General features: G+C 47.0%; 12 protein-coding genes. 9 read left to right on the forward strand and 3 right to left on the reverse strand.

All coding sequences use genetic code 11. The features are described 5' to 3' along the window. Positions 1-22: 22 nt before the first annotated feature. The 3 genes from MUB35_RS22510 to MUB35_RS22520 are packed head-to-tail and all read right to left on the reverse strand — an operon-like array spanning position 23 to position 2502. The gene (locus MUB35_RS22510) at positions 23-1054 is read right to left on the reverse strand and encodes a M42 family metallopeptidase (RefSeq protein ID WP_244806889.1); all 1032 of its coding nucleotides are present in this window, start codon (positions 1052-1054) and stop codon (positions 23-25) included. Next, positions 999-1781: a queuosine precursor transporter gene (locus MUB35_RS22515; protein WP_225305274.1), complete on the reverse strand. Its 783-nt coding sequence runs from the start codon at positions 1779-1781 to the stop codon at positions 999-1001. Before MUB35_RS22515 ends, MUB35_RS22510 begins: the two co-directional genes overlap by 56 nt. Continuing rightward, positions 1771-2502 (reverse strand): radical SAM protein, encoded by a 732-nt coding sequence (locus MUB35_RS22520; protein WP_244806890.1) that lies wholly within the window; start codon positions 2500-2502, stop codon positions 1771-1773. The genes MUB35_RS22515 and MUB35_RS22520 overlap by 11 nt, the downstream gene beginning before the upstream one ends. Before the next feature lie 194 nt (positions 2503-2696). Between MUB35_RS22520 and nrdR the strand changes: the two genes are divergently transcribed. The 9 genes from nrdR to MUB35_RS22565 all read left to right on the forward strand — a co-directional run bounded on the left by nrdR (position 2697) and on the right by MUB35_RS22565 (position 12806). Further along, positions 2697-3146, forward strand: a complete 450-nt coding sequence (gene nrdR, locus MUB35_RS22525) for a transcriptional regulator NrdR (RefSeq protein WP_033142657.1) — start codon at positions 2697-2699, stop codon at positions 3144-3146. 136 nt (positions 3147-3282) lie between these two features. Then, a complete protein-coding gene (locus MUB35_RS22530; RefSeq protein WP_033142675.1) occupies positions 3283-4854 on the forward strand; it encodes an ABC transporter substrate-binding protein in 1572 nt (523 codons plus the stop codon). Positions 4855-4905: 51 nt separating this feature from the next. Further along, positions 4906-5850 (forward strand): ABC transporter permease, encoded by a 945-nt coding sequence (locus MUB35_RS22535; protein ID WP_227211044.1) that lies wholly within the window; start codon positions 4906-4908, stop codon positions 5848-5850. A gap of 15 nt (positions 5851-5865) precedes the next feature. Further along, a complete protein-coding gene (locus MUB35_RS22540; protein WP_033142655.1) occupies positions 5866-6678 on the forward strand; it encodes an ABC transporter permease in 813 nt (270 codons plus the stop codon). Position 6679: 1 nt separating this feature from the next. Beyond that, positions 6680-7513, forward strand: a complete 834-nt coding sequence (locus MUB35_RS22545; protein WP_244806891.1) for an ABC transporter ATP-binding protein — start codon at positions 6680-6682, stop codon at positions 7511-7513. Continuing rightward, a complete protein-coding gene (locus tag MUB35_RS22550; RefSeq protein ID WP_033142654.1) occupies positions 7513-8235 on the forward strand; it encodes an ABC transporter ATP-binding protein in 723 nt (240 codons plus the stop codon). The genes MUB35_RS22545 and MUB35_RS22550 overlap by 1 nt, the downstream gene beginning before the upstream one ends. Before the next feature lie 1041 nt (positions 8236-9276). After that, complete coding sequence (locus tag MUB35_RS22555; RefSeq protein WP_033142653.1) at positions 9277-10497, forward strand: aminotransferase class I/II-fold pyridoxal phosphate-dependent enzyme; 1221 nt, start codon at positions 9277-9279, stop codon at positions 10495-10497. 14 nt (positions 10498-10511) lie between these two features. Then, positions 10512-11399, forward strand: coding sequence for a DMT family transporter (locus tag MUB35_RS22560; RefSeq protein ID WP_103733034.1), 888 nt, complete (start codon positions 10512-10514; stop codon positions 11397-11399). 18 nt (positions 11400-11417) lie between these two features. After that, positions 11418-12806 (forward strand): MATE family efflux transporter, encoded by a 1389-nt coding sequence (locus tag MUB35_RS22565; RefSeq protein ID WP_103733035.1) that lies wholly within the window; start codon positions 11418-11420, stop codon positions 12804-12806. Positions 12807-13038 lie beyond the last annotated feature (232 nt).

Raw genomic sequence — 13038 nt, forward strand, 5'->3', positions numbered from 1 at the left:
ACTGAAAAGCGCAGATTCGGGGTTATCCAAGATATCCTTTCAGCAGTAAAAAGGTATTTTTCATTCCCTCCACGTGGCTTCTCTCATATCCATGGGAAGCATATACGCCTGCGCCGATCAGTCCATGCCGCACGTCATATCCCGCGGTCAGCGCCACATCCGCATCTGACCCGTAATGGGGATACACATCCACCGCATAAGCAAGTCCCATATCCCGGGCGGTCTTCACTAAAGATGTAACCAGGTCATAGTGATAAGGCCCCCTGCTGTCCTTGGCACAGATGGATACCTGCCGTTCCGTACAGCTAAGGCTGTTGCCGACACATCCCATATCTACGGAGATCACATCCTTTACCCCATCCGGGACAGAAGCGGCCCCGCCGTGGCCAACTTCCTCAAAGACGGTCATGTGCTGATAGACCCTGTTTTTCAGGGAGACATTTTCATCTTTTACATATTTTGCGTACCCCAGCAAAATGGCAGCGCTGAGTTTGTCATCCAGAAAACGGCTCTTGATATATCCTGATCTTGTTATCACAGTCCTGGGTTCAAAACATACATAATCCCCTGTAGAAATACCAAGCGCAGCCACGGACTCTTTATCGGTGACCGGTTCGTCCAGCACAATTTCCACAGTATCGAATGATCTTCCGGTCTTGTCATATTCCCCGTTTACATGAATGGAAGCATTGACAAGCTGACAGGTGCCCTCATAAATGCCGTCAAAGCGTGTGACGATCCGGCAGTTTTCCGCTTCCGCGTTATTAGCATTCATCCCGCCGATGGGTGTAATCTTCAGCCGTCCGTTTTCCTTGATCTCAGAGACCATGGCCCCAAGCGTGTCCACATGTGCCTCCAGGAGAACACCGTGTTTTACGTCGCCGCTTTCCAGATCCACCAGCACACCGCCCTTGAAGGTTTTCTGCGGATGGTATCCCAGCCGTTCATACTCTGCCATCAGGTAATTGGCAGCCTTTTGGGTGTATCCGGAGGGACTGTCAATTGCCAGCAGATTTTTCATTTGCTCCAGAATATAATCCAGATATTTGTCCATAATGATATCCCTTTTCTTTTTTTGTCACATTTCCATCTTTTTTATGTTTTATCCGCCGGGCCATATATACAAACGGTGTATCAAGCAGACTGGTAAATACAAAAATCACATAACTGGATACACAGATGCGCAGAAGCACCGGAAACTGATACATGCCCCAAAACGCGCCAAAAGTATACAGAACAGTATTTAAAAGCTGTGACACCAATGTGGAACCATTGTTGCGGAGCCATAAAAATCCCTCTGCGTTTCCAAAACGTTTTGTTGTAAATGCCCACCATTTATGGTAAGCCCAGACATCAAATTTCTGGGAGACCGCATAGACCAGCAGACTTGCAAACAGCAGGCGCGGCGTATTGGAAAATATGGTATGGAACGCAGGACTTGCCCAGTCACTGGCAGAGGGGGTGTATAAAAGCCACATCTGGGAGATCAATATAAAACAGCAGGAAGTACAGATTCCCAGATTGACCGCCTTCTGGGCCTGCTTCTTGCCGCCAATCTCACTGATGATGTCCGTCACAAGAAAAGACGAGGCAAAGAGCACGTTTCCAAGCGTCTGCTCCATGCCAAAAGCACGCACCATGAGCAAGACCTCAATATTGGCTGTGATAGTACAAAAAACAGTCCATCCATACAGACCGGAAATATCAAAAAAGTAATACGCCAGCAGTACAAAACTATAAATCAGTACCAGGGATAAAATCAATAAAATCTCATTGCTCATACTTGTCACCTACCCCGAATTCCGTATTTTCCATTAAGATATCCACCCGGTCATTTCCTATATAAACAGGATAGAGATTTTCGGCAAAAAGCCGGATCACATCCCGGTCCGGTTTCATTTTCGTGGAATTTTCCACCATAATATTGATACAGACCCTCTCAAACAAAGCCAGGCCGGTCTCAATATCTTTTTTCATGGAATCGAGCGTCTGACCTGTCAGCCCGAACAAAAGACACACCTCATCCGCATACTTTGCAATCTCCTGTGGTGATTCGGCAGTAATGCCCTTTTTGAGCCCTTTTTCGCGAAAATCAAAATCAAAGGTTTCCACTCCCATTTTAATCTTCAGGCGGATACCCTTCTCAGCAAAAAACTCCCGTGCCTTTGGAATCTCATCCTTGTGCATCCAGTGACATTCAAAATGCAGTTCATGGATTTCTTTTTCCTCGCAGACACAGCGTATCCGTTCCAGAGTCTTTTTATCCAGGTCACAAAAACTTCCCGAATTGATCACTTCCAGTTTCTTAAAACATCCTGTGACTTTTGCAAGCTCCCTTTCGTTTAAAAGGAAATTGGCCTCCTCATCCCTGGAAAAATCCAGATGATAGTCACAGAAGGAGCAGCGGCGCCATTTGCACCCGTTTCCCCGAAGGAGTAAAATCTCCCTGGGATTTTTTTCCCGTATCACACTGTAACGGTTACTTGGTTCTTGAATACTCATTTTTTCCTCCTTAGTTTTATTTATAGACAGGATGGTTACGAACTGTCTTTGGCAGTTCAGCTTATCTGAACTGTTGCCATTCTAGCAGAAAACATACAAAAATACAAGTGAAAATCATTGACGTAAGACGTCCATATGTACTATACTTACCCATAGGTAACTTTACATAACATAAGTTCAAGGAGGACCTTTACATGAAATGTCCATTTTGCAATCAAGACAACACCCGCGTCATAGATTCCAGACCGGTTCCAGATAATAATTCCATCCGAAGGAGAAGACAGTGTGACGAGTGCGGCAAGCGCTTTACCACTTACGAGAAAATAGAGACGATCCCACTGGTTGTTATCAAAAAAGACCAGAGCCGCGAACAATACGACCGCACCAAGATCCAGGACGGCATCATGCGTGCCTGCTACAAACGCCCCATCTCCGTAGAGCAGATTGAAAAAATTATAGATGAGATCGAAACCGAGATCTTCAACAAAGAAGACCGCGAAATCCCCAGCACCGAAATCGGCGAAATCGTCATGGACAAACTAAAAGACCTTGACGCCGTAACCTACGTCCGCTTCGCCTCCGTCTATCGTGAGTTCAAAGACGTAAACACCTTCATGGACGAATTGAAAAAAATCCTGAATTGATAGGTTTCGTGGAGCGGCGGGCAGATCCAGCCTTGGCCATGTCTCCAAAATAATACTTGCAATCCCCCCACCATTCCGCTACAATAACCATGACAATTAAATAATGAGGGAACTTCAAATGTTTAAAGGAGAAACCATGAAAAGAGCAAGATTAATACCAACACTTCTCTTTGCACTTACCCTGACTATTGTACTCGGCGGCTGCCAAGACAAAAAGGAAAGCGGTAAAGAGTCCAAAAACAACGAAAGTTCCACAGAAACAAAAGCGGAACCAACCATGGGAGGTTCCATTGTAGTAGGAATTCCTCAGGATATTGAGGATAGTCTTGACCCACACAAATCGGTAGCGGCAGGAACAAAAGAAGTCCTATTCAACATTTATGAAGGCTTAGTAAAGCCTGATGAAAAAGGCAATTACATCGATGCAGTAGCCCAGTCGCATACCATTTCAGAGGACGGCAAGACTTACACCTTTACACTTCGTGAGGGCGTAAAATTCCACAATGGAGCGGACGTTACCGTAGACGATGTGAAATATTCGATCGAGCGATGCGCCGGTATCACGGAAGGAACAGAACCGTTGATAGCGGCGTTTTCTAATGTGGAAAACGTCGAAACCCCCGATGACAAAACCATTGTCATCCATTTAAAAGAAGCTGACACAGAATTTCTGGCCTACCTCATTGTGGCTGTCATTCCCAAAGATGCCCAGGATCTGGCGACCAACCCTGTGGGCACAGGTCCCTTTATGTATGCATCCCGGTCTCCCCAGGAGAATATTAAGATCAAAAAATTCGCAGACTACTGGGATACGGAAAACCAGGCATATCTGGATGAGGTCACCTTCAAGGTGGTAAGTGACAGCAATGCTATTGTGACCGGATTAAAGGGCGGCTCTCTGGATATGGTAGCACGCATTGATTCCAACCAGTCTGCCCAGCTTAAAGGTGAGGATTTTACCATCTATGAAGGCGGCATGAATCTGGTGCAGGCATTATACCTGAACAATGGAGAGGCACCCTTTGACAACGTAAAAGTACGTCAGGCACTCTGCTATGCAGTGAACCGCCAGGATGTGCTTGATATGATCGCGGACGGAAAGGGAACCATAATCGGCAGCAGCATGTTCCCTGCATTTGACAAATACTACATGCCGGAGCTGGCAGACAAATATCCGCAGGATGCAGGTAAAGCCAAAGCCCTGCTTGCGGAAGCCGGATACCCGGACGGATTTGACATGACGATCACAGTGCCATCCAACTATCAGCAGCATGTGGACACTGCCCAGATACTGGTGGAGCAGTTAAAACAGATTGGTGTCAATGCCAAGATCCAGCTTGTGGAATGGGACAGCTGGCTCAGCGATGTTTACGGCGACAGGAAATTCCAGTCTACAGTAGTCGGTGTGGACGCAGCTTATTTAAGCGGCCGTGCTCTGCTGGAGCGTTTTACCTCTGATTCTTCTAAAAATTTCATTAACTTTCATAATGAAGAGTATGATAAACTCTATCAGCAGGTAAAGAAAAGCACAGACGATAAAGAACAGACAGAACTCTACAAGAAGATGGAAACCATTCTTGCAGATGACGCGGCAAATGTCTACATTCAGGATATGGCTTCAGAGGTTGCTCTCAGAAAGTCATACAGTGGTTTTGAATTCTATCCGCTGTACGTTCTGGATCTGGCAAAAATCTACAAAGTAAAATAAAGCCCGGCCGGATGTACCGGGGAAACATACACGGAAAAGGAGAAAGACAGAATGAAATATATTGTGAAAAAAACAGGAACTCTCATTATAACATTGTTAATTGTCTCTTTTCTGTCCTTTATGGCTTTTTCCGTGATCCCTGGTGATGCGGCTAAATCAAAACTGGGAACAGAGGCCACAAAGGAACAGGTAGAGGCACTGCAGCATGAGATGGGCCTGGATAAACCGGTTCTGGTCCGCTACGGCCTGTGGCTGAAAGATTTTGTAACAGGAGACATGGGTGAGTCCTACAGTTATTCCATGCCGGTGCAGGAGATGATCGCGGATAAAATACCTGTCAATCTTACCATGGTACTCATGGGATTTTTTATCATCCTGCTGTTTTCCATACCTCTCGGCATTTTTACTGCCAGCCATGAGGGCGGGATGCTTGACCGTTTTCTCATGACCTGTAATCAGGTGGTCATGTCGGTTCCCGGGTTTTTTCTGGGTATTTTGATCACATATGTATTCGGACTGGTGCTTAAATGGTTTACACCTGGAGCCTATGTCTCCCCATCCGAAAATTTTGGCGGATTTTTGTCCTACCTCATAGCGCCCAGCATAGCCATCGCTCTTCCAAAAAGTGCAATGGCGGTGAAAATGCTGCGCAGTTCCGTGATCACCCAGCTTCATATGGATTATGTGCGCACTGCTTACAGCCGCGGAAACAGGACAGGGCGTGTCCTCGGCAGGCATGTGCTGAAAAATGCACTGATTCCGGTGCTCACGTTCTGGGCTATGACCATTGCGGATATTATGGCAAACAGCATTATTCTGGAGCAGGTGTTTACCATTCCCGGCATGGGCAGCCTGCTGATCACCTCCATTTCCAACAGGGATTATCCTGTCGTTCAGGGAATCATTGTGCTGATCGCAGCAATGGTGGTGCTCATCAATTTTACGGTTGACATTTTATACGGAAAAATAGACCCGCGGATACGCATGGATGCTTAGACAGGAGGAGAGAAGATGAGAAAAGACAGAAAAAACAAGTCGGTCAATCTGATCATCGGTGCCTCTCTGGCAGGATTCATGCTGTTATTTCTGCTGATTGGCCTTTTGTACACGCCTTATGATCCTGACGCCATGAGCGGCGGCGCTAAATTCGCGGCACCTTCCCTGGCGCACTTATTTGGATGCGATCAGTTTGGGCGTGATATTTTAAGCCGTGTCATGAAAGGAACAGGTACCACCTTTTTTGTGGGCGCAGCGACCGTTATGATCGGGGGCGGAATCGGCCTTTTGGTGGGGGCGTTTACCGGATATTTTGGTGGATGGCTGGATGAGATTCTTATGCGTTTTAATGATGCGGTTGTCTCTTTTCCAAGTATTTTGCTGGCCCTGGTATTCATCAGTATCTTAGGACCTGGAAAATACAATGTGATCCTGGCCCTTGGTGTTGTGTTCATTCCCAGCTTTGCCAGGATGACGAGAAGTGAATTTATATCCCAGAGGGAAATGGATTATGTGAAAAGTGCAAGGCTTATGGGAGCTTCTCATCTGCGGATCATGTTTATACACATCCTTCCCAATACCCTGCCAACTGTTCTGGCTACGGCTGCCATTGGATTTAACAACGCGGTGCTGGCTGAGGCGGGTATGAGTTATCTGGGAATCGGTGTGCAGCCTCCGGATGCCAGTCTTGGAAGAATGCTGTCTGAGTCCCAGGCATATCTGGCAACAGCGCCCTGGTGCGCTCTTTTTCCCGGAGTGGCGGTTATCCTCCTGGCACTGGGATTTTCCCTGTTAAGTGACGGGCTGCAGAAGAAAGGCGGGAAGTAATATGGCATTACTGGAAATAAAAAATCTGGCAATTGAATTTCATGATACCGTACCGCCCACAAAAATTGTGGAGAACATTTCTTTTTCCATGGAGGAAGGGGAAATACTGGGAATCGTAGGGGAATCCGGTTCAGGCAAAACGCAGACGGCCCTTTCTGTCATGGGTCTTTTGGGCGAACATGCCAAAATGCCCAGAGGAGAGATTTTGTTTCAGGGCAGAGATATTCTGAAGATGCAAAAAGAAGAGTTGTGGAAAATACGGGGCAGAGAGATCGGCATTATTTTCCAGGAACCCATGACATCCCTGAATCCGGTCATGACAATCGGAGAGCAGGTGGAGGAAGCCATGCGGATTCACAGCCATTTCAGTGCCCGGGAACGAAAAGAAAAGGCACTGCAGATGATGAAAAACGTGGAGCTTCCCAATCCGGAGCTTCTGTATGACAAATATCCCCATCAGCTCTCAGGCGGCATGCGTCAGCGTGTCATGATCGCGGCAGCTCTTGTGATGGGGCCCAAGCTTCTGATTGCGGATGAGCCCACCACAGCACTGGATGTGACCATACAGGCCCAGATCTTAAAGCTCCTTCAGAAAATCAACAGGGAACAGGGAACCGCAATTCTCTTTATCTCCCATGACCTGGGTGTTATCCGTCATCTATGCAGCCGTGTTATTGTCATGAACCGGGGAAAAGCTGTGGAACAGGGAAGTGTGCAGGAGATATTTGAGCATCCTTCCATGGAATATACAAAAAAACTCCTGGCAGCCATACCAACCAGAAGAACTTCTTTCAGAAGGCGGTCAGCAGCAAAACAGGAAAGGGGCGGGGCATAATGGAACCTGTACTGGAAGTAAAACACGTAAGTGCATCTTACCGTGAAGGCAAAAAAGAACAGCAGGTGCTGAAGGACATTGATTTTACGGTCCATAAAAACGAGATCCTGGGTCTGGTCGGAGAGAGCGGATGCGGAAAAACCACACTCTCCAAAGCAATCCTGGGATTTGTAAAAGTGCAGGATGGTGAGATCATACATCACACCGGGAATCCCCAGATGATCTTCCAGGACCCCTATTCCTCCCTCAACCCTTCAAAACGTGTGGCATGGATCCTGGAGGAGCCGCTGCGCATGCAGAAAATACCAAAAGAGGAGCGGCGCAGGAAAGTCCTTGCCATGGCAGAAAAGACAGGGCTTTCCAAAGAACACCTGAAACGCCGTCCCCGGGAATTATCCGGCGGCCAGCGGCAGAGAGTGAGTATCGCGGTTTCTCTTCTCCAGGGATCACAGTTCATCATTGCGGATGAGCCGGTGTCAGCCCTGGATGTTACCATTCAGCGGCAGATCATGGAACTGATCATAAAACTACAGGAAGAGATGAAGTTTTCCGTTCTTTTCATCTCTCATGATCTGAATGTGATCTATCAGATGTGTGACAGGGTTATGGTGATGAGAGATGGCAAGATTGTGGAAGAAGGGAATGTGGAGGAGGTATTTGCCAGTCCGAAGGCTGATTATACAAAGGAGCTGATGGCGGCAACATTGGATGTGGAGGTATAACGGCATTTGGCGGACGCCGGGTCTGGTCATAAGCTTCCCTGTACGGACGGGAGCAGAGAACTTCCGAGCTAACACGCAACCCGCACTAAGTTCATCGCCTTAGGGCTCTTCACTAAGTGCTTGCTAGCGTGTGGATCTCGTAAGATTCTCTAAGCGCTCCTAAACGTCCGTACAGGGAAGCTTATGACCAGACCCGCCTGTTTTTCAATATGGGAATATACCTCCAGAATAACTGTGCCACGAAATAGATTATAAACTGCATGAAAAAGAAATTTCCTGTATTTACCTATAAGTTCAATAGAAATATCAGGGCTATATGTAATAATAAAGAGGTTTTGACAAGAATTATAATAATTTACCCATAATTTTTGTCTTAAGTAAAAAAATCATATGCAATATCTGGAATTACATTTTAAAAGTCTCTTATATTTACCTATAATTTCTTAAATGATAAACTCATTTATTTGTAGCAGCTTAAATTCGCCATTAAAATGATTCCGAATTTACATACCATATCATATCGAAATACCAAACTTATATGAAGTCATAAAAAAGAATGAGCATTATTCTGTCCTGTTATCAGGAATTTATCCGGCAGGATCTCCAATGCAGTTCGCAACATTTTTCGTGTTCCAATTATTTCCCACTTATCAACTGTTCCACATACAAAGTCAGCCGAACCTGGCCGCAGGCTTCCCCGCACGGGCGTTTAGGAGCGTCCAGAGAAGCTTACAAGATCCATGCGTTAGCAAGCACTTAGTGAAGAGCCCTAAGGCGATGAACTTAGTGCGGCTTACGCATTAGCTTGTAAGTTCTCTGCTCCCGTCCGTGCGGGGAAGCCTGCGGCCAGGTTCGGCGTCCGGGTATATATCCTCTCCAACCAGAAGTTAACACAGCACTATTTACCACATAAAAAGCATCATGCCGCTTGCGTTTTCCACGGCGAAGTGATAAAATTTTCAACAATAACATCTGCAGTGCAATATAACATAAATCACGATCCCACTGGAATAGAATGGGAAAAGCGGAGAGGAGAATAACATGAGAACTTTTGATAAATCTTCAAAATTAGACAACGTCTGCTATGATGTCCGGGGACCGGTGCTGGATGAGGCCAACCGGATGCAGGAGAGCGGCATTGATGTGCTGAAATTAAACATAGGAAATCCGGCACCCTTTGGTTTCAAAGCACCGGAGGAAGTGATACTGGATATGATCTACACACTCCGGGACTCTCAGGGATATTCAGATTCCCATGGGATATTTGCTGCCAGAAAAGCGATCATGCAGTACTGTCAGATTAAGAACATAAAAGACGTGGCCCTGGAAGACATCTATACAGGGAATGGTGTCAGCGAGCTTATCAACATGGTGACTCAGGGGCTTATTGATGACGGGGATGAGATTCTGGTACCTTCCCCGGATTACCCGCTGTGGACCGGCTGTGTGACGCTGGCAGGAGGAAAGGCTGTGCATTATATCTGTGATGAACAGGCAGACTGGTATCCGGATATTGAGGATATGCGCAGCAAGATTACGGATAAGACAAAAGCCATTGTGATCATCAATCCAAACAATCCGACGGGAGCTGTCTATCCCAAGGAAGTGCTGGAGGAGATCGCTGCGCTGGCAAGAGAGCATGATCTGATGATTTTCTCTGATGAAATCTATGACCGCCTGACCATGGACGGGGTGGTGCATCATTCCATCGCTGCCCTGGCACCGGACGTGTTCTGTGTTACCATGAACGGCCTTTCAAAATCCCACATGGTGGCCGGATTCCGCTGCGGCTGGATGGTCTTAAGCGGGCCGAAAGAGAGGGCAAAGGGATATATCGAAGGGCTGAATATGCTGTCCAACATGCGTCTCTGCTCCAATGTTCCGGCACAGTCCATTGTACAGACAGCCCTGGGCGGTTTTCAGAGTGTACAGGAATACCTGCAGCCGGGAGGGCGCATCTATGAGCAGAGGGAATATATTTACAAGGCAGTCAATGATATTCCCGGTCTGTCGGCTGTGAAGCCAAAAGCGGCTTTCTATATTTTCCCAAAAATAGATACAAAGCGTTTTCATATTCTGGATGATGAGAAGTTTGTCCTGGACTTTTTGAAAGAGAAGAAGGTGCTTCTGACTCATGGAAAAGGATTTAACTGGGGAGAGCCGGATCATTTCCGTATTGTGTATCTGCCGAATCTGGAACAACTGAAAAGTGCAGCCAATAAACTGGCTGATTTCCTGGACGGTTATCATCAGAAACTCTGAAAGAGGCAGATAGAATGAAACAGAGACAAAAGGGAATTCTCTGCATTCTCATGGCAGCCTTCTGTTTTGCGCTGATGAACACCTTTGTGCGTCTGTCAGGGGACCTGCCGTCTGTGCAGAAGAGTTTTTTCAGGAATCTGGTGGCAGCAGCCTTTGCAGGTTCCATACTGATAAAAAATAAAGCCTGGTATTCAGGAAAAAAAGGAAATATGAAATATCTGCTGTGCCGTGCGGTTTTCGGCACAGCAGGTATTTTATGTAATTTTTACGCGGTGGATCATCTGGTGCTGGCAGATGCCTCCATGCTCAATAAGATGTCCCCGTTTTTTGCCATAATCTTCAGTCTGTTCCTGCTGAAAGAAAAACCGAATAAACTGCAGGTGGGAGCTGTGATCCTGGCCTTTGCGGGAAGTCTTATGATCGTTAAGCCTACGGGGACGGGAATGAGCTTTCTGCCTGCCCTTATTGGACTTGCAGGGGGAATGGCGGCAGGGTTGGCTTATACTATGGTGCGCGTGCTGGGAGGCAGGGGAGAGAAAGGGCCGTTTATTGTGTTTTTCTTTTCCTGTTTTTCCTGTCTGGTGACGCTTCCGTATCTGCTTTTCTTCTACCATCCCATGAGCCATATGCAGCTTTTGTATCTGCTTCTGGCGGGAGCAGCGGCGGCAGGGGGGCAGTTCTCCATTACAGCCGCTTATTGTTTTGCGCCTGCCAAGGAGATTTCGGTTTATGATTATTCTCAGGTTATTTTTTCGGCAGTTCTGGGCTTTATCCTGTTTTCACAGGTGCCGGACGTGCTCAGTATCCTGGGATATTTGATCATCTGTGCCATGGCAGTCTGGATGTATCTGTATAATACGGGAAAGCTGGGAAACGCAGGGGCTATGGGCCGTTCCCGGTGAAAGGAAGTGTAGGAAAGAATGCAATGGATAAAAAAACTGCATGAGGCACATAATGAGGAGCATGATTTTTCCCGGGGCAGTATCCCCGGGAATATTTTAAGACTTTCTCTGCCGCTTATGGTGGGGCAGTTCATCAACGTGCTCTATAGTATTGTAGACCGAATGTACATAGGACGTATCCCGGGGGCGGATTCCTCGGCGCTGACCGGTGTGGGGGTTTCCTTTCCGATCATTACGGTTGTCATGGCATTTGCCTTTCTGATCGGAACCGGCGGGCCGCCGCTCTGCTCCATTGCGAGAGGAAAACAGGAGGATGACAAAGCGGAAGTGATCATGGGCAATGCGTTTGCCCTGGTGGTCATTGCCGGTATCCTTATTATTATCCTGGGGCTTGCGGTAAAACGGCCTCTTCTATATGCGCTGGGCGCAAGTGAGGCTACTTTCCCATATGCGGACGATTACATCAGTATATATCTGCTGGGCAGTGTATTTGTCATGATCAGTATGGGGATGAATGGATTTATCAACTGTCAGGGATTTGCCAGGATCGGTATGCTGACCGTGCTGATCGGCGCTGTGATCAATATTGTGCTGGACCCTGTGTTCATTTTTTTATTCCACATGGGCGTGCGCGGGGCGGCAATCGCCACGGTCATCTCCCAGGCGGTGTCAGCTCTGTGGATCGTTCGTTTCCTGACCGGACCAAGGACACTTCTTCGTCTCAGGGCAGGATGTATGAGACTGAAATTGTCCTATGTAAAGGACATTCTGGCTCTTGGGCTGTCCGGCTTTATCATGCAGGCTACCAACTGTATGGTGCAGATCGTCTGCAATGTCACCCTGCAGAATTTTGGCGGGGATATCTATGTTGGAGTTATGACCATTATCAATTCCGTGAGGGAGGTCTTAAGCGTCCCGGTCAATGGATTTACCCAGGGGGCTCAGCCCGTAATAGGCTTTAATTACGGCGCGGGAAAATACAGCCGGGTGAAGCAGGGAATCAAATTCATGTCCGTGATCTGTATCGGCTATACCACGGTGGTCTGGATCCTCACCATGCTGGTGCCCGGCGCCTTTATTGCTATTTTCAATGGAAGCGGGGAGCTGATGGAGGCAGGTGTCCATGCCATGAGGATTTATTTCTTTGGATTCTGCTTCATGTCCCTGCAGTTTTCCGGTCAGACTGTCTTTACCGGGCTTGGAAAGGCAAAGCAGGCAATCTTCTTTTCCCTGCTCAGGAAGGCAGTGATCGTGGTGCCCCTCACCCTCATTCTGCCCCACGTGGCAGACCTTGGGGTGAACGGTGTATTTTTAGCGGAACCCATCTCTAATTTTATCGGCGGTACTGCCTGTTTTGTTACTATGCTGTGTATTATGTGGCCTGCGCTTTCCAGAGAAAAAGCATGACGAAGAAAAGAGTGGCATTTACAAAAGTGCATCGTGCGATTGACGAAAAAGTCATCCGCACGGTGCCTTTTTTCGGCTTTTTTTAATTCTCCGGTGTAACAAAAAGATTAGCCGGCTAATAAAATAAGATAAAGAAATTATAAAAAAAGGATAAAATATAAAGCTTTATATTGAAAAATGATAAATGTTGGGATAAACTAAGTTAGTCGACTAACTAATGAGAAGGGAGGCG

The organism is Blautia sp. NSJ-175 (genome assembly GCF_022867815.1).
Classification (GTDB): Bacteria; Bacillota; Clostridia; order Lachnospirales; family Lachnospiraceae; genus Blautia; species Blautia celeris.